Source organism: Mesorhizobium sp. M0761 (assembly GCF_040320205.1).
Lineage (GTDB): Bacteria > Pseudomonadota > Alphaproteobacteria > Rhizobiales > Rhizobiaceae > Mesorhizobium.
On record NZ_JAMYPF010000004.1, the window covers coordinates 193,706 to 211,533 of the forward strand.

The 17,828-nt window shown below is 63.0% G+C and carries 14 protein-coding genes and 1 pseudogene; 9 read left to right on the forward strand and 6 right to left on the reverse strand.

Translation table 11 applies throughout. From position 1 onward, the window contains the following. Positions 1 to 76 precede the first annotated feature (76 nt). Positions 77 to 1,258, forward strand: a complete 1,182-nt coding sequence (locus NKI32_RS08600) for a M24 family metallopeptidase (protein WP_352624534.1) — start codon at positions 77 to 79, stop codon at positions 1,256 to 1,258. Between the two features lie 47 nt (positions 1,259 to 1,305). Here the strand turns inward: NKI32_RS08600 and NKI32_RS08605 are convergent. The 3 genes and pseudogenes from NKI32_RS08605 to NKI32_RS08615 form a co-directional block, all read right to left on the reverse strand. Continuing rightward, positions 1,306 to 1,563, reverse strand: a pseudogene (locus NKI32_RS08605) (ABC transporter permease); the annotation flags it as partial. Between the two features lie 93 nt (positions 1,564 to 1,656). Then, entirely contained in the window at positions 1,657 to 2,934 is a 1,278-nt protein-coding gene (locus tag NKI32_RS08610) for a M23 family metallopeptidase (protein WP_352514094.1), read from the reverse strand. A 186-nt stretch (positions 2,935 to 3,120) separates the two neighbouring features. Then, on the reverse strand, positions 3,121 to 3,588 hold the full coding sequence (locus tag NKI32_RS08615) for a peroxiredoxin (RefSeq protein ID WP_352624538.1): 468 nt from the start codon (positions 3,586 to 3,588) through the stop codon (positions 3,121 to 3,123). A gap of 162 nt (positions 3,589 to 3,750) precedes the next feature. On the opposite strand from NKI32_RS08615, the gene NKI32_RS08620 reads away from it, so the two are divergent. Continuing rightward, positions 3,751 to 7,137 carry a hypothetical protein gene (locus tag NKI32_RS08620; RefSeq protein ID WP_353002504.1) on the forward strand — a complete coding sequence of 1,129 codons (3,387 nt, stop codon included), beginning with the start codon at positions 3,751 to 3,753 and terminating at the stop codon, positions 7,135 to 7,137. Between the two features lie 17 nt (positions 7,138 to 7,154). On the opposite strand, the gene tyrS is transcribed toward NKI32_RS08620, so the two are convergent. Next, positions 7,155 to 8,408 (reverse strand): tyrosine--tRNA ligase, encoded by a 1,254-nt coding sequence (gene tyrS / locus NKI32_RS08625; protein WP_352624542.1) that lies wholly within the window; start codon positions 8,406 to 8,408, stop codon positions 7,155 to 7,157. Between the two features lie 254 nt (positions 8,409 to 8,662). Here tyrS and NKI32_RS08630 point away from each other — a divergent pair, with 254 nt between their 5' ends. Genes NKI32_RS08630 through NKI32_RS08645 form a run of 4 tightly spaced genes read left to right on the forward strand, consistent with a single transcriptional unit; the run spans position 8,663 to position 12,332 of the window. Beyond that, a complete protein-coding gene (locus NKI32_RS08630) occupies positions 8,663 to 9,397 on the forward strand; it encodes a glycosyltransferase family 2 protein (protein ID WP_023690217.1) in 735 nt (244 codons plus the stop codon). Continuing rightward, positions 9,390 to 9,722 carry a lipid-A-disaccharide synthase N-terminal domain-containing protein gene (locus NKI32_RS08635; protein ID WP_023748554.1) on the forward strand — a complete coding sequence of 111 codons (333 nt, stop codon included), beginning with the start codon at positions 9,390 to 9,392 and terminating at the stop codon, positions 9,720 to 9,722. The genes NKI32_RS08630 and NKI32_RS08635 overlap by 8 nt, the downstream gene beginning before the upstream one ends. A 39-nt stretch (positions 9,723 to 9,761) precedes the next feature. Continuing rightward, positions 9,762 to 11,405: an ArnT family glycosyltransferase gene (locus NKI32_RS08640; RefSeq protein WP_352624544.1), complete on the forward strand. Its 1,644-nt coding sequence runs from the start codon at positions 9,762 to 9,764 to the stop codon at positions 11,403 to 11,405. A gap of 30 nt (positions 11,406 to 11,435) precedes the next feature. Next, positions 11,436 to 12,332 (forward strand): phosphatase PAP2 family protein, encoded by an 897-nt coding sequence (locus NKI32_RS08645; RefSeq protein ID WP_023743151.1) that lies wholly within the window; start codon positions 11,436 to 11,438, stop codon positions 12,330 to 12,332. Between the two features lie 38 nt (positions 12,333 to 12,370). Here the strand turns inward: NKI32_RS08645 and NKI32_RS08650 are convergent, their stop codons facing one another. Then, positions 12,371 to 13,018: an FMN-binding negative transcriptional regulator gene (locus tag NKI32_RS08650; RefSeq protein WP_023743150.1), complete on the reverse strand. Its 648-nt coding sequence runs from the start codon at positions 13,016 to 13,018 to the stop codon at positions 12,371 to 12,373. Positions 13,019 to 13,230: 212 nt separating this feature from the next. Beyond that, a complete protein-coding gene (locus NKI32_RS08655; RefSeq protein WP_023669128.1) occupies positions 13,231 to 13,905 on the reverse strand; it encodes an alpha/beta hydrolase in 675 nt (224 codons plus the stop codon). A 256-nt stretch (positions 13,906 to 14,161) separates the two neighbouring features. Here NKI32_RS08655 and NKI32_RS08660 point away from each other — a divergent pair, with 256 nt between their 5' ends. The 3 genes from NKI32_RS08660 to sufC all read left to right on the forward strand — a co-directional run bounded on the left by NKI32_RS08660 (position 14,162) and on the right by sufC (position 17,813). Continuing rightward, positions 14,162 to 15,325, forward strand: a complete 1,164-nt coding sequence (locus NKI32_RS08660; protein WP_352624546.1) for a cysteine desulfurase family protein — start codon at positions 14,162 to 14,164, stop codon at positions 15,323 to 15,325. A gap of 187 nt (positions 15,326 to 15,512) precedes the next feature. Beyond that, a complete protein-coding gene (gene sufB / locus NKI32_RS08665) occupies positions 15,513 to 17,030 on the forward strand; it encodes a Fe-S cluster assembly protein SufB (protein WP_023706434.1) in 1,518 nt (505 codons plus the stop codon). Between the two features lie 27 nt (positions 17,031 to 17,057). Then, positions 17,058 to 17,813, forward strand: coding sequence for a Fe-S cluster assembly ATPase SufC (sufC, locus tag NKI32_RS08670; RefSeq protein ID WP_353002505.1), 756 nt, complete (start codon positions 17,058 to 17,060; stop codon positions 17,811 to 17,813). The last annotated feature ends 15 nt before the right edge of the window (positions 17,814 to 17,828 follow it).

Here is a 17,828-nt window from a genome sequence, read left to right on the forward strand (position 1 = left end):
GGCTGAAACCACCGCAATGGTGAATGACGTCAGGCGGGCGCGGGGCTCGCCGGCCAACAATCCAGCAGGAAAACCGATGATCGAATTGCCTTTTGCGCGCGATGAGTACCAGCGGCGGCTCAAGAAGATCCGCGCCGAGATGGCGGCGCGTGGGCTGGAACTGCTGGTGGTCAACGATGTCGCCAACCAGCATTACATCACCGGCTATGACGGCTGGTCGTTCTACACGCCGCAGGTCGTGCTGGTCCCGATCGAAAACGAGGCCGAGCCGGTCTGGATCGGCCGCGCCATGGATGCGGCAGGCGGCTTGCTGACGGCCTGGATGAAGCCGGAGAATGTGGTCGGCTTCCCCGAGGACCACGTGCAGCGCGCCGATCGCCATCCGATGGACTGGATAGCGGCCTGGATCGTCGACAAGGGCTGGGGCGCGAGACATATCGGCATCGAGCTCGAAGCCTATTATTTCTCGCCGAAGGCGCATGCCCGGCTGGTCGCCGGCCTGCCCAATGCGAAATGGCACGACGCCGATCTCCTGGTGAACTGGATCCGCGCCGTGAAATCCGCTCCAGAAATTGCCTACCTGCGCAAGGCGTCGACCTTGGCTGAAGCAGCTGTTGCGCGGGCCTTCGAAGTCATTGCGCCAGGTGTGCGCGAGTGCGATGCGATTGCCGCGATCCAGGCGACGCAGATCGCCGGCAGCGCGGACTTCGCCGGCGACATCACGGCACTGCCGCCGACCATCCTCGGCGGCGAGAATGCATCGGCTCCGCACATCATGTGGAGCGACCGGCGGTTTGGAGAGGACGAGACGATTGCGCTCGAACTTGCCGGTGTCTGCCGCCGCTATGCCGCCGGCCTCGCCCGAACGATGCAGCTCGGCAAGACGCCGGCCCGTGTCGCCGACACCGCAAAGGCGGTGATCGAAGGCATGGATGCGGTGCTCGACGCGGTCAGGCCGGGGACCACAGCCGAAGCGGTCGAGGCCGCATGGCGCAAGGTTATCCAGCGCTACGGGCTGAAGAAGGAATCGCGCATCGGCTACTCCATTGGCGTCGCCTATCCCCCGGATTGGGGCGAGCACACGATCAGCCTGCGGCCCGGCGACAAGACCGCGCTGCAACCCGGCAATGTCGTGCACTCCATTCTTGGCATGTGGATGGATGGCTGGGGCATCGAGATCAGCGAGACCATTCTGGTGACCGAGACCGGCCATGAGACGCTGACCAAATTCCCGCGAGACATCCATGTCAAATCCTGACCGGTCAGCCACGACGGACGCCACCGCGACCCGCCTGACGCATCTGCTCAATATTGGATCGTCCGGCGCTCGATCAGCACCACAAGACAAAACAGGACGATCGACAGGCCCGATGACAGCACGATCGCCGCGTAGAGGCGGTCCGACCGGTAGTTGAAGGACGCCTGGATGATCAGCGCGCCAAGTCCTTGGTCGGAGCCGATCCATTCGCCGACAATGGCGCCGATCACGGCGGTGGCCGAGGCAATCCTCAGCGATGAGAACGGCATCGGCAAAGCGCGCGGCAGCCGCAGGCTCCAGAACGTGACGCCGGAGCACGCGATGTCGGATTGCCAAACAACAGGATGGTACAACGGGTGAAGGAGGCGGGGGCGTGCAACCAGCCGCCTGGCTTGACCCTACAGATACTGCTCGACCTTCTTGCCGACGGTCAGGAAGCGCAGCGGGTCGATGGCTTCGCCATTGTGGCGGACCTCGTAGTGCAGGTGCGGGCCGGTCGAGCGGCCGCTGCTGCCGGTCTTGCCGATGATGTCGCCGGCCGCGAGTTTTTGGCCGACGGCAACGTCGATCTCGCTCAGATGGCCGTAGCGCGTGGCAAAGCCGTTGCCGTGATCGACCTCGACCATGCGGCCATAGCCGCCGTTCCAGCCGGCCTTGGTGACGATTCCGGCCGCGGTGACCTTGGCTGGCATGCCGACCGGCGCGCGGAAATCCATGCCTGAATGCAGGGCAGCGGTGCCGAGGATGGGGTCGGTGCGCACGCCGAACGGGCTGGTGACGGAGTGGCCCGGCGCCGGGTTGGCAAGCGGCAGCCGCCGCGCCTCTTTCTTCAACTGGTCGAGCGTATCCAGCGCCTCGTCGAGTTCCTTGACCTTGCTGTCGAACATCATCGAGCTGTCAAGCGGGATCAGCGGCCCGCCGACATCGCTTTCGTTCTTGCCGAAATCGCTGTCGACCGGCAGGCCGGCCGCCTCGAGCGCCTGGGTGATGGCGTCGGCGTTCTTGTAGGCATTGTCGGCCAGGGTCTCGATGCGGGTGAGTTGCTGGCTTTCGATAGCCTTCAGTGAATCATTGATCGAGACGAACAATTTGTCGGCACGGTCCGCAGCCGTTTCGCTGGGCAGCGGGTCGGAGCGTGTCGACCACAGCGAGAATGGCCTGGTGTCGCCCGAACCGAGGCTGGCGACCGAATAGGCGAGTGGCTCGCCGCCAGTCAGTTCGGCATGCTCGTCGAGTTTTGCCGCCACATCCGCGGCGGCCGGCGTGCCGACCTCGTTTTCCGCCCGTTCGAGGATCGGGCCAAGGCGGCCATGGCGCTGGCTGAGCTGGCTCTGCCGCTCGATCAATTCGCTGACCTTGGTCTCCATCAGTTTCTGGTCGAGAAGCTGGCGGCTGGTGATGCGGTCGACCTGCGCGCGCAATGCGGAAATGCGATCTTCATAGGCCTGCTGCATGCGCGCCTGCCGGGCCGTGGTGGCGCCGATCAGATCGTCGCGCAGTACGAGATAGGAGGTCGCCAAGAGATAGCCGATGGCGATCGCCGCCAGTGCCGAGCCGAGAAAGGCGACGAGCCACGGCCGGATGGTGAAATGCCGTATTTCATTGCCCCGCGCAATGATGACCGTATGCGGCTCCTTGCGCCTGCCGAAGACCGCTGACTGACCGGTTAGGTTCACGGGACCAAGCTTTCGTTACGACACCAACGAAGCCCGATTACACATTATTAGGGTTAACAAAGTTTTACTAGGGTTAACAAAGTTTTGCCGTCGAGCGGGCGCGCCAGTGACCAGCGGTGTCAGCCAACCGCATATGTGTCTTATTCCCCTAATGCAGGGCGCGGCGTTGGCCAGATCGGTGGGGCCTCAGAGCGCGCGGACCGCCTCCAGCACTGCTTCGGCATGGCCTTTCACCCGGACCTTGCGCCAGATCCCGGCGATCCGCCCGTCCTTGCCGATCAGGAACGTCGCCCGCTCGACGCCCATATAGTTGCGGCCATACATCGTCTTCTCGACCCACAGATTGTAGGCCTCGATCACCTTGCGCTCCTCGTCGGCAACCAAGTCGACGGTGAGATCGTATTTGGTTTTGAACTTGTCGTGCTTCTTCACGCTGTCCGGCGACAGGCCGATCACCACGGCGCCGGCCTTTTCGAACTCCGGCTTCAGCTGCGAAAAGCTGATCGCCTCATTGGTACAACTTGTGGTGTCGTCCTGCGGATAGAAATAAAGTACAATGGGCTTCCCCCGCATCGAGGCAAGGCTGAGTGAGCCGCCGCCGTCGCGCGGAAGATCGAATTGCGGCGCAACGTCGCCAACGTCGAGATCAGCCATATCGATGCCCTTGTTTGAGGTTACGCGGCCCTAAATCAAAGAGATAGAGCATGATGTCGTCCGAAAACCGCCTCACACCTTTCGGCATCATGCTCTAGCCTGCGTCGTTATAGTGTCGGGCGGGGATTCGTCCACGATCGAATTCGCACAACGGAAAATTGCGTGGATCAGGAAGAACCGCAGCACGAGAAAATCCGGTTCAGGCGTGACGAGATCACCGACCTGGGGGCTTTCCCGTCCGCTTGCCGCGTGCCGCCGCTCGGCAAGGCACGGATCGGCCGCGGCTTTCGCATCCTTGCCCGGCTGTTTGCCGGCATTGGAGCCCTTGTGCTGCTGGCAGCGGCCGCCGTCTACGTCATCGGCGCCACCGGCATCGGCAACGAACGGCTGCGGTTGGAAGCCGAAACGGCGATCGAGAAACTGGCCGGTTTCGACGTCAAAGTCGCCGTCGGTCCTGCCAGCCTGACACTCGACGGATCGAGCTTCATTGCGCTGCAGGTCAAGGATGTCAGCGTCGAGACGGCGGACGGCAAGCCGATGGCCGATGCCGGGCGCGTCCGCTTCGGCATCCGGCTGATCCCGCTGCTTTCGGGCGAGGTTCGGCTGACCAGCGCCAGGGTTTCCGACGCCCATATCGTCACCGCGGCAATGCCGTCGGGTGGTGACTGGACAGCGCGCCTGCGCAATCAAGACGGTCTCATCGATCCGGAAAAACTGGCCGCCGCCGTCTTCAGTGACGTCAATCGTGCACTCGATGCCGTGCGCGAGGATTCGATGCGCCGCATCGATCTCAAAAATGTCGCATTCGAGCTGCCCGAGGCCGGATCGGTCAAGCTGGTCATGATCGCCAACGCGACGGTGCTGCAGTCGGGCCCCGGCAGCGTGGAGTTCTCGTCCGAGGCGGATGTCGATGGCCGCGCGCTCACCGTCACGGCCACCGCCACCCGCGATACGAGCTCGATGCGCGTCACCGCCTTGAACGCCGCCATCGACATGGCGGATGTCGCGGAGACAACGCCGGCGGCCGGCGGGCGAACCGGCGCGATGGCTTTGAAGCTCACGGGATCCGAAGGCTCGGGCGAGACCGATTCGCGGCTGACGGGCTCGCTGTCGCTAACCGGCTCGGTGCTCGACCTCGGCACACGCGGGCTGTTGCCGGCCGATGTCGATGTCGACGCCGCCCTTGTCTCCGGCTCCAACAAGATCGATGTCGGCAGGCTGGTTCTAAAGACCGGGCGCTCGGCGTTCAATTTCGCCGGCTCGATCGGGCCAAAGCCGTCGACCGGCGCGGCCGGCGAGGAGCCTTCCTATCGTTACGACCTGACCAGCGACGGCTCGACGCTGGCGCCTTCGGAATCGCCCGAGCCGGCGCTGAATTTCTTCGCCCGCATCGCCGGCGTCTATCAGGTCAAGAGCCGCAAGCTTGTCGCCGACCAGATCGGCATCAGGTCGGGATCGGGGAGCGAAGTGCTGGGAACCGCTGCGGTTTCCTTCATCGACAACGGACCGCCGGGTATCTCGGTGTCGCTCAACGTCCACGACATGGCGGTCTCGCACGTCAAGCAATTGTGGCCCTGGTTCTCGGCCAAGAACGCGCGGCTGTGGGTGCTGCAGAACCTGTTTGGCGGCCGCGTCGTCGATGCCAGCCTGCAGTTCCAGGTCGTTCCGGGGCGTCTCGGCAACGGCGTGCCGCTTTCGGCCGACGAGGTGTTCGGCCGCTTCCAGGTCGAGGGCTCGCGTTTCGACACCGCCGGCCGCATCCCGCCGATACGCGATGCCGTCGGCGTCGTTTCCTTCCACGGCAACGATGTCGACGTCGCGCTGTCCTCGGGCAGCGTCTATATGCCGAGCGGCCGCACCGTGGCGGCAAGCAATGGCACACTGTCGGTAAAGGCGGCAAACCACCCGCCGGTGATCGGCGCGCTCGACATCGACGTCGCCGGCGAGGCGCCGGCCATCGCCGAACTTGCCTCCTACGAACCGATCAACGCCATGCGCCATGTCGGCATCTTGCCGGACGACCTGTCGGGCACGGTGACCGGCCACGTCAAGGCCGACATTCCGTTGCAATCCGGCGTCGACACGTCGAAGCTCGATTGGCTGGTATCGCTCGACTACAAGGACCTGTCGCTCGCCAAGCCGTTCGAAGGCCAGATGGTGACCGATGCCGACGGTTCGATCGAAGTCGGGCCCGGCAAGGCGGTGATCTCTGCCAAGGCGCGGCTGAACGGCATTCCAGCCGAGCTCGATCTGGTCGAGCCGCTCAGGGATGGCGGCCCGCCGCGCAGCCGCAAGGTGGCGCTTGTGCTCGACGACAAGACGCGCGCCATCGCCATGCCTGGCCTGTCGCCGCTGATTTCCGGCACCATCAAGGTGGCAATCGACAAGAGCGGCGAAGGCGGCAGCCAGAACGTCGACGTCGACCTGACGAGCGCCAGGCTGGACATTCCCTGGGCAGGCTGGAGCAAGGGGCCGGGCATTGCCGCCAATGCCACTTTTACCATGAGCAAGTCCGGCGATACCACGACGCTGTCCGACTTCGACCTCGACGGAAAGAGCTTTTCGGTCGAAGGCGATGTCGTCCTGGTCAAGGGCGCGCTGTCGTCGGCCCGCTTCAGCAAAGTCGCCTTGAACCGGGGCGACGATGTCGCCGTGACGGTGAAGCGGTCGGGCAAGGGCTTCGCAGTCGATGTCAGCGGCAACGCGCTCGATGCCCGCTCGCTGATCAAGCAGTTCACCTCCGATGTCGATACCGCCACCAAAACCACCGGCACGGACGCGGTTTCGGTTAGCGCCGACGTCAATTCGCTAACCGGGTTCCATGACGAGGTCCTGTCCAATTTGAAGCTCGACTACAGTGCCGCCGGCTCCAGGGTGAACAGGCTCAAGGTCAGCGCCGCGGCAAGTTCCGGCGCCGCCATCGCCATCAGCAATACGGCAGGCAATGGTGCTCGCGCGCTCACCATGAAGTCGGCCGACGCAGGCGCCATATTGCGCTTCCTCAACATCTACGAGCATATGGAAGGCGGATCGATCACGCTGGCGCTCAGCGGCGCGGCCGACGGCCCGATGTGGGGCCAGGTCGATTCGAGCAACTTCTTCATCGTCAATGAACCGAAGCTTGCGTCGATCGTATCGACCACGCCAGCCGGCGACAGCCGCAGCCTGAACGAAGCGGTCAAGGGCAAGATCGACACCTCGCGGGTAAAATTCGAGCGCGGCTTTACCGAGATCGACAAGGGGTCGGGCTATTTGAAATTGGCGAATGGCGTGCTGCGCGGCCCGCGCATCGGCACCACCTTCCAAGGCACGCTCTACGACCAGAACAACAATATGGACATGACCGGAACCTTCATGCCGGCCTATGGCCTCAACCGCATCTTCGGCGAGTTGCCGTTGGTCGGCGTTCTGCTCGGCAACGGCCGCGACCGAGGCCTGATCGGCGTCACCTACCGGCTTAAGGACAACGCCAACAAGCCGGTGCTGGACATCAACCCGCTATCGGTAATCGCGCCGGGCATTTTCCGGTCGATCTTCGAGTATCGCTGAGGATCCCAGAAGACGGCTCAGGCAGGCCGCACAAGCACGTGCTTTTTCTTGCCCACTGAAAGCTTTGCGACGTTTTCCGGACTCAAATCCTGAGGCGTCACCATCCGCCGGTCGTCCGCCACCGGCTGGTCGTTGAGGCGCACAGCGCCACCCTGTATGTGACGCCTTGCCTCGCCGTTGGACCCGGCAAGGCCCCCGCTGACCAGCAGCGACAGGATGCCGATGCCGGCTTCCAGCGCGGCGCCGTCCACTTCCACGGTCGGCAGCGTTTCGGCCGTCACGCCTTCCTCGAAGGTCTTGCGCGCGGTCTCCTCGGCTTGTTGCGCCGCCTCGCGGCCGTGCACGATGGCCGTGGTTTCGGTGGCCAGCACCTTCTTGGCCTCGTTGATCTCCGAGCCGCCAAGGGCGGCCAACCGCGCGATCTCCGAAAGCGGCAGCCGGGTGAAGATCTTCAGGAAGCGCTCGACGTCGGCATCCTCGGTGTTGCGCCAGTATTGCCAGAAATCATAGGGCGAGAAGAGGTCGCCGTTCAGCCACACCGCGCCCTTGGCCGATTTGCCCATCTTGGCGCCCGACGATGTCGTCAGCAGCGGCGTGGTCAGCGCATAAAGCTGCGGCGTGCCCATGCGGTGGCCGAGATCGACGCCGTTGATGATGTTGCCCCACTGGTCCGAACCGCCCATCTGCAGCCGGCAGTCGTGGCGGCGGCTGAGCTCGACGAAATCATAGCCTTGCAGGATCATGTAGTTGAATTCGAGGAAGGACAGCGACTGTTCGCGCTCGAGCCGCAGCCTGACGCTGTCGAAGGTCAGCATCCGGTTGACCGAAAAGTGGCGGCCGACATCGCGCAGGAACTCGACATAGTTGAGCTTCATCAGCCAGTCGGCATTGTTGACCATGATGGCGTCGCTGCCAGTGTCGCCGAAGCGCAGGATGCGGCCAAAAATTCGCTTGATGCCCTCGATGTTGGTGGCGATCGCCTCGGGCGTCAAAAGGCTGCGCTGGTCGTCACGGAAGGACGGGTCGCCGATCATCGAGGTGCCGCCGCCCATCAGTGCGATCGGCCGGTGGCCGGTCTCCTGCATCCAGTAGAGCATGGTCGCCGATATCAGATTGCCGATGTGCAGGCTGGTCGCCGTGGCGTCGTATCCGACATAGGCGGTCACGGTTTCCTTCGCGAAAAGTTGATCCAGCCCGGTCTCATCCGAAATCTGGTGGATGAAGCCGCGCTCGCTCATGACGCGCAGGAAATCGGACTTGAAGGCGGACATTGTTTCTTCCTGAAAGCGCCGGGTCCGAACGGCCCGGCATGGCCTGAACGCGGGCGTTTAGCATCCAAGCGCGTCAAGCAAAAGTGGTTTCCGATTTTGCGCCGGCATGGACAGCCTATTCTGCACTGCCGCGCATGCTTGCTTCATCCTGTCGGCTGGCGTAATGAGGCGCCGCGCCAACGGGTTCGATCCGCTGGAACGGCACCGCACGGCATCCACCGAATGCCATATCTTGTGACAGAGCCCGACGCGATATGCCGGACGCATTGATATCCATCGTCATTCCCTGCCGCAACGAGGCGGCGAACCTGCCGCTGCTGATCGACGAGATCGAGGCGGCGATGACCGGGCGCGATTTCGAAATCATCGTCGTCAATGACGGTTCGACTGACGACACCGCTTCGGTGCTTGCCGCTGAAGCCGCCAAACGTCCGTTTCCGCTTCGGCAGCTGCGGCACGAAAAATCCGCCGGCCAGTCGCTTTCGGTGCGCTCGGGCGCCTGGGCGGCGCGCGGCTCGATAATCGCCACCATCGACGGCGACGGCCAGAACGACCCGCAATATATCCCCGTGCTGGTCGATGCGCTGCGTCGGGCAGGGCCCGATTTCGGCGCCGCGCAGGGGCAGCGGTTGAAGCGCCGCGACAGCAAGATCAAGCAATTGGCATCGCGTTTCGCCAACTGGCTGCGCGGCGCGATCCTGCATGACGACACCCGCGACACTGGCTGCGGCTTGAAGGCGATCCACACCGATATCTTGCGCAAACTGCCGTTTTTCGACGGTACGCATCGTTTCGTTCCGGCGCTTGTCATCCAGGAAGGCTACCGCGTCGTCCATTGCGACGTCGTCGACCGCTCCCGCCGCCACGGCAAGTCGAATTACGGCATCTTCGATCGCGGCCTGCAGGGCGCGCTCGATCTCGCCGGCGTTTGGTGGCTTCGGCGCCGGCGCCGCAGAATGCCAAAGGTAGAGGAAATCACGCATGGCTAACGTGTTTCAGGAATTGGCGATCTGGCTGCACCAGGTTTTCGTCAAGCAGTTCGACGCCTGGGTTCTGCTCGGCTTCGTTGCCCAGTTCTTCTTCACCATGCGCTTCCTGGTGCAGTGGATCGCTTCGGAAAAGGCCAAGCGCAGCGTCGTGCCGATCGCTTTCTGGTTCTTCTCGCTGTTCGGCGGCGGGCTGCTGCTCGTCTACGCCATCCAGCGTGAGGATCCGGTGTTCATCGCCGGCCAGGCCATGGGCATGGTGATCTATGTCAGAAATTTATGGCTCATCGCCAATGAGCGCAAGGCGGCGATGACCAAGGTCGACTGAGCCACCAGTCCCGCCAAATTCAGTCTGTCCGGTGTCGAAATGAGCAGGAACTACATCTTTCTCTTCCTGTTCAGCCTGATGATGACGGCGTCGGGACTGGCCTCTTTGCCGCCGCTCGACCGCGACGAGCCGCGCTTCGTCCAGGCGACCAAGCAGATGACGGAGACCGGCGACTATATCGACATCCGCTTCCAGGACGCGTCGCGCTACCAGAAGCCGATCGGCATCTACTGGCTGCAATCGGCGGCGGTCACGCTGAGCGGCGAGGGGGCACAGGCGCCGATCTGGATTTACCGGCTGATCTCGGCGCTGGGCATCGCCATCGCCGTCGTCGCAATCGCCTGGACCGGGGCCAATCTGTTCGGCGCCAATGCCGGTCTTGCCGCCGGCCTGGTCATGGCGGCGATTTTCGCCACCGCCTTCGAAGGCCGTGACGCCAAGACCGACGCGATGCTGCTTGCCTGCTGCGTTCTGGCGCAAGGCGCGCTGGCGCAGATTTATCTGGCATCGCGCCGCGACGAGCCTGTCGCCGGCCATCTGCCGTGGATTTTCTGGGCTGCGCAGGGCGCGGCGATCCTCATCAAGGGGCCGATTGCACCGCTGCTGTCGGCGCTGACGGTGCTCACGCTGGTTGCTTTCGAGCGCGACTGGCGCTGGCTGGCGAGGCTGAAAGCCGGGCGTGGGCTGATTCTGGTGCTGTTGATCGTGCTGCCTTGGCTCGCCCTCATCACCTGGAAGAGCAACGGCGCCTTCCTGCAGCAGGCCGTCGGCAAGGATATGCTCGGCAAGGTCGCGCAAGGCGAGGAGTCGCACGGCGTTCCGCCGGGCTTCTACATGCTGACCTATTGCCTGTTCATGTGGCCGTTCGGCCTTGTGGCGCTCGGCGCCGGACTGCAGGCGCTCAACCGATTGCGCGACGATCCGCGCCTGCGTTTCTGCCTCGCCTGGTACGTTCCGTTCTGGCTCGTCTTCGAATTGATCCCGACGAAACTGCCGCATTATGTGCTGCCGGCCTATCCCGGCATGGCCCTGCTCATCGGCTGGCTTTTGACGCTGACGCCGCAAGAGGCAAATGCGCCGCTCAGGCGCTGGCAGACATGGCTGTGGTGGGCGACCGCATTCGGCACCGTTCTGGTGACCGTCGGTCTCGCCGTGCTTTGCGTCGGTGCGCCGATCTATCTCATGAAGACATTTTTATGGTGGAGCGTTCCGGCCGCCGCGGCAGCATTGGGCGCCGGCTACCTCGCTGTTTCGCGCCAGACGCTGGTGCCGCTGGTCCGCATCGGCGGGGCTGCGGTTTGCGCCGGTATAACCTACGCCCTGCTGTTCGGTGTCATCGTGCCGTCACTGAAACCGATTTGGATGAGTCGGGAAATCGAGGCGGCGGTTCGCGCCGATCGTCCCTGTGAGATGAGCGTGCTCGCCTCCGCGCAATATCACGAACCGAGCCTGGTATTTCTGGTGGGCACAAAGACGGTACTGACCGATGTCGACGGGGTTGCGCAACATCTGCTTGGCGATCCGGCCTGCGCGCTGGGCCTGGCGCCGGTCGGCGATGAAAAACGGCTGGATGACCTGCTGGCAGGGCAAGGCAAGAAGGCCAGCCGCGTCGCCGAGATCGACGGCATCAACTATTCGTCAGGTGATAAATTGTCGCTCGGCCTGTACCGTGTGGCGAACTGATAGCTCTTCAATGATCGCGCCGAGCTCCGCATGTTGATGAAGTCGCCATCGCCGGCGCGTGCCGCTTTGCCTGCCATGCTCCGGCAGTCTGTCGCTAATTTCCGCGATACCTTCGGGATTGTACGGCATCGCCTGGCGACGCGCCCGGCGCGCTACCCGAAAATCCTGTGGTCGGTCTGGGTTGTGGCCTGGCTTTTGCTGACGATCGCGGTGTCGCTCCGTTTCGACCATCTTGGAGGGACCATGGCGAGGCAGTGGGCTTCAGGCTCGACCAATGTCTTCCGCATCGCCGAGTTTTTTACCTTCTTCGGCCTAGGCGGCTGGTATCTTGTCCCGTCGGTACTGGTGCTGATTGCCGCGAATCTGACGGATTGGCGCAGCCTTTCCCGGCGCGCGCGGATGACCTTCTACAACTGGACCTGCTTTGCTTTCATGGTGCTGGGTTCGATCGCACTCTCGGCCATGGTCGTCAACGTGCTGAAATATGGCGTGGGCAGAGCCAGGCCGATGAATTTCGACAAGCTCGGCGATCTGTCGCTGCATCCTTTTTCCTTGGAGGCGCGCTTTGCCAGCTTCCCGTCCGGCCATGCCACGACCATGGGCGTCATTTTCGGCATTGCACTGCTGTTGTTGCCCCAGCGCAGATGGGTGCTGCTGGCAGCAACCTTGTCGGTCGCATCGACCCGGATCTTTATCGGCGCGCACTACCCGAGCGACACTGTCGCCGGATTCGGCCTTGGCTGTGCTGTTGCCATCGTCTGCGCGATGGTGCTTGGCCGGCTGGGATGTATCTTCCGCTACACGGCGTCGGGGTTGCCGGTGGCAAAAACTACGTTCCGCCTATTCCGTCGGGCTCGCAAACCAAACCAAAACGATGCGCCGAGACAGACGAATTTCGGCATTGGAGCAGCGCCGGCAGGCAACTGAATTGCTGACGCCTTTGGAACCATCTAAGACCACCCCAGCTAGCTGTCGATGCCGCCCCAACTCCGCACCAGCCGAGCCATGTCGGGCGCGCCGGCGGCTTCCTTCTCCAGCCCTTCGGCGACACCGACGCGGTCGGCGACAGGCCGGTTCTGGCTGACTTTCCACTTGCCGCTGATTTCGGCGATCTCGATCTCAAGCCCGACAATGCCCTTGATTTGCGACTGGATGAAGGTAGGCGGCGCATCGGTCACCGCCCAGGGTGCCTCGCGGGCGCCTTCCTGCGACAGCGTCAGCTCGGTGATCTGCTGTGCGATCCAGGCGGAATCCTCGATCACTCTGACGGTTCCTCGCACCTGGACAATGGCGTAGTTCCAGGTCGGCACGACCTTGCCGGTCTCGCGCTTGGTCTCGTACCAGGACGGCGTCACATAGGCGTCGGCGCCCTGGAAGACGACCAGCACCGGCGATGTCGGATTGTCGGCCAGCTGACGCCATTGCGGGTTGGCCCTGGCCAGATGGGCGCGCAGCCGGCCATTCGGCCCAACCTCGGCATCAAGCAGGAAGGGAATGGCATTGGCGACCGGGCCATCGGCGCCGTTGGAGATCAGCAACCCCAGCGGATGCGTCCGGATCAGCCCGTGCAGGACGTCCGGCCGCGTTTCCTGGAAATGGGGAGGCTGGTACATGATCGGTCATGCCTTCTTGCGCTGGCTGAACCGGCATTGTGCACCGTTCAGCCGAGCCGCGCCACATGTCAGGCTGGCTTCACCGTTTGGATCAGCCGAAATGGCATTTTCGCGCCCATGATGGGCACGACTGTGACGGCATCGGACCGGGAGTTTTTGTTTTGACGCAATTCCGGACGGAAAACCCGTTTACACTTTTCCTGGAATTGCTCTTAGCGCAGCCGCTTCGGCCGCGGATCGGACAATTCGCCGGCCAGCCGTCGGTCGAGATAGTCGGCGCATTCCTCGAGCAGCAGATCGGCGTCGTTGGCGAAGAAGTGGTTGGCGCCTGGCAAGGTCTTCTGCGTGATGGTGATGCCCTTTTGCGTGTGCAGCTTGTCGACCAGGCCCTGCACATCCTTGGGCGGCGCCACCTTGTCGGCATCGCCATGGATGATCAGACCCGATGACGGGCAGGGCGCCAGGAACGAGAAATCATAGGTGTTTGGCTGCGGCGCGATCGAGATGAAGCCCTCGATCTCGGGCCGGCGCATCAGAAGCTGCATGCCGATCCAGGAGCCGAAGGAATAACCGGCCACCCAGCAGCTCTTGGAATCCGGATGCAGCGACTGCACCCAGTCGAGCGCTGCGGCGGCATCCGACAATTCGCCGGTGCCGTGGTCGAATTCGCCCTGGCTGCGGCCGATGCCGCGGAAGTTGAAGCGAAGCGTGGTGAAATCGCGCTTCTGGAACATGTAGAAGAGGTCATAGACGATCTTGTTGTTCATCGTGCCGCCGAATTGCGGGTGCGGATGCAACACGATGGCAATCGGCGCGCTCTTTTCCTTGGAAGGCTGGTAGCGGCCCTCCAGGCGGCCGGCCGGACCGGTGAAAATGACCTCAGGCATGAACTACTCCAAATGGCATACGAATGCGCGGCGCCCGGAACAACTCTTTACTCTAGCCCCAGCCCTTCCGGGCCTTGACGCAGGGCAAGCGTCTTCTTAGAAGCTAGTTTAGAATTGTTCAAAACTGGATAGCCAGCCGTGACGGCCCGGCCATCCTCGCCGCAAGCCGCGTAAATAGGACGTCTTGCCTTGCAATTTCAAGGAAATAACGCGCTATCCTTGCGGAAAGGGTCTTGACGGGATCGATTGGGTGAAAATGGCCGCAGCACGCGCCTATCTCGACTACAATGCCAGCGCGCCGCTCATTACCGAGGCGCGCGAGGCGATGATTGCCGCGCTCGATCTCGTCGCCAATCCGTCGTCGGTGCATGCCGAGGGGCGCGCGGCGCGGCGCCTGATCGACACTGCCCGGCGCGATGTGGCAGCACTTGTCGGCGCCAAGGCCGAGCATGTCGTCTTCACCTCGGGCGCGACGGAAGCCGCATCGACGCTGCTGACGCCGGATTGGCAGATGGGCCGTGGCACGGTGCGCATGAGCCGGCTCTATGTGTGCGAGGCCGACCACCCTTGCCTGTTGAACGGCGGCCGCTTCCCGGCAACACAGGTTTCGCGGATCGGCGTCGACGCCGATGGCATTGCCGACCTCGCTCAGCTGACAGCCGCTCTGGCCGCGCATGACAAGGCCGAAGGCCTTCCGTTGGTCGCGATCCATGCCGCCAACAACGAGACCGGCGTCATCCAGCCGATCGAGGCAATCGCTGCAATCGTCAAGGCGGCGGGCGGCATTCTGGTGGTCGACGCGGTGCAGGCTGCGGGCCGTGGTCCCATCGATATGTCGGCGGCTTACGCCGACTATTTGATTCTGTCTTCGCACAAGATCGGCGGCCCCAAGGGTGTCGGCGCCGTCGTTGCGGCAGCCGATCTGATGATGCCGAAGCCGCTGATCAATGGCGGCGGCCAGGAAAAGGGCCATCGCGGCGGCACCGAAAACCTGGCGGCCATCGCCGGCTTTGGCGCCGCGGCGCGGCAGGCTTTGGCTGGACTGAACCATGTCGATACGCTCGCGCACCGGCGCGGCGAGGTCGAAACCATCATCAAAACACTGGTGCCGGACGCAGAAATCTTCGGAACCGGCGCGCCAAGGCTTGCCAATACGACATTCTTCGCTATTCCCGGCATCAAGGCCGAGACGGCGCAGATCGCTTTCGATCTGGCTGGCGTTGCGCTGTCGGCGGGATCGGCCTGTTCGTCGGGCAAGGTCGGGCCGAGCCATGTGTTGAAAGCCATGGGTTACGGCGACAGCCTGGGCGCTTTGCGCGTGTCCATCGGCCACGCAACGAGTGCCGGGGATATCGAACTGTTCCGTGCTGCGCTGGCCGGTATTGCCCAGCGCCGGGCGGGCAGGGAACAAGCCGCCTGAGGCGGCGACAAAGAATTCAGGCCTCGCGGCCTGGTAGAGCCGTGCGTTTGCAAGTGGCCGGGTGAATTCCCGGCCGAGACGCACTATATGAAACTTACGCCGCCTTCGGCGCCTCATGGGCAGCCCTCGGCGATGCCATAGTTTGAAAACTGTCGGGCCTTGACCCCGGCGTGGATGGAGAACGCTTATGCCTGCTGTGCAGGACACGATCGATCGGGTCCGAAAGATCGACGTCGACCAGTACAAATACGGATTCCAGACAGAGATCGCGATGGACAAGGCCCCCAAGGGCCTGAGCGAAGACATTATTCGCTTCATCTCGGCCAAGAAGGATGAACCGTCCTGGATGCTGGAATGGCGTCTGGAAGCCTATCGGCGCTGGCTGACGCTGGAAGAGCCGACCTGGGCGCGCGTCCATTATCCGAAGATCGATTTTCAGGACCTCTATTACTACGCGGCGCCCAAGAGCACGCCCGGCCCGACCTCGCTGAGCGACGTCGATCCCGAGCTGTTGAAGGTCTACGAGAAGCTCGGCATTCCGCTGCGGGAACAAGAAATCCTCGCTGGCGTGCAGAAGACCGACGTCTCCGATCTCGAGGAGCCCAGCGACAATGTCTACAAATCGGGCCGTGTCGCGGTCGACGCGGTGTTCGATTCCGTTTCCGTCGTCACCACCTTCAAGAAGGAGCTGGCGCAGGCCGGCGTCATCTTCTGCTCGATCTCGGAGGCCATCCGCGAGCATCCGGAGCTGGTGCAGAAATATCTCGGCTCGGTCGTGCCGACCTCCGACAATTTCTACGCCACGCTGAATTCGGCTGTCTTCACCGACGGCTCGTTCGTCTTCGTGCCCAAGGGCGTGCGCTGCCCGATGGAGCTGTCGACCTATTTCCGCATGAACGAGAAGAACACCGGCCAGTTCGAGCGCACGCTGATCATCGCCGAGGAGGGGGCTTACGTTTCCTATCTCGAAGGCTGCACGGCGCCGCAGCGCGACGAGAACCAGCTGCATGCCGCCGTCGTCGAACTGGTGGCGCTCGACGATGCCGAGATCAAATATTCGACGGTGCAGAACTGGTACCCCGGCGATGCCGAGGGCAAGGGCGGCATCTACAATTTCGTCACCAAGCGCGGCGACTGCCGCGGCCACCGTTCGAAGATCTCGTGGACGCAGGTCGAGACCGGTTCGGCGATCACCTGGAAATATCCCAGCTGCATCCTGCGCGGCGACGATTCCTCCGGCGAGTTCTATTCGATCGCTGTGTCGAACGGCTACCAGCAGGTCGATAGCGGCACCAAGATGATCCATCTCGGCAAGAACACGTCGAGCCGCATCATCTCCAAGGGCATTGCCGCCGGCTTCTCGCAGAACACCTATCGCGGCCAGGTCTCGGCGCACCGCAAGGCGACCAACGCCCGCAACTTCACCAATTGCGATAGTCTCCTGATCGGCGACCAGTGCGGCGCGCACACCGTGCCCTACATGGAAGCCAAGAACTCGACGGCGCAGTTCGAGCATGAGGCGACGACGTCAAAGATTTCCGAGGACCAGAAGTTCTACGTCATGCAGCGCGGCATCCCGGAAGAGGAGGCGATCGCGCTGATCGTCAACGGCTTCGTCAAGGATGTCATCCAGCAGCTGCCGATGGAGTTCGCGGTCGAAGCGCAGAAGCTTATCGGCATCAGCCTTGAGGGCTCGGTCGGCTGACCGGACAATATATCCAGGAAAGAAAAAATGCTTGAGATCAAGAACCTGCATGCCCGCATCGTCGATGACCGCACCGAGATCATCCGCGGCCTGAACCTGACGGTCAAAAACGGCGAGGTCGCTGCCATCATGGGTCCGAACGGCTCGGGCAAATCGACGCTGTCCTACATCCTCGCCGGCCGTGAGGACTATGAGGTCACCGAAGGCGACATCCTCTATAACGGCCAGTCGATCCTCGAAATGGACCCGGCCGAGCGCGCCACCGCGGGCATCTTCCTCGCCTTCCAGTATCCGATGGAGATACCGGGTGTCGCGACCATGGAATTCCTGAAGGTGGCGATGAACGAGCAGCGCAAGGCGCGCGGCGAGGAGCCGCTGAAGATTCCGGAATTTTTGAAGCGGGTGAAAGAGGCGGCAGCCTCGCTCTCGATGGAGATGGCGATGCTGAAGCGGCCGCTCAATGTCGGCTTTTCCGGCGGCGAGAAGAAGCGCGCCGAGATCCTGCAGATGAAGCTGCTGGAGCCAAAACTTTGCGTGCTCGACGAGACCGATTCCGGCCTCGACATCGACGCGCTGAAGATCGTCTCTGACGGCGTCAACGCGCTGCGTTCGCCCGACCGTGCCATCATCGTCATCACCCACTACCAGCGCCTGCTCGAGCACATCGTGCCCGATAGCGTGCACGTCCTATACAAGGGCCAGGTGATCAAGTCCGGCGACAAGTCGCTGGCGCTCGATCTCGAAGCCAATGGCTATGCCGGCGTGATCGGCGAAGCCGCGTGAGATGCCAGGTCATTT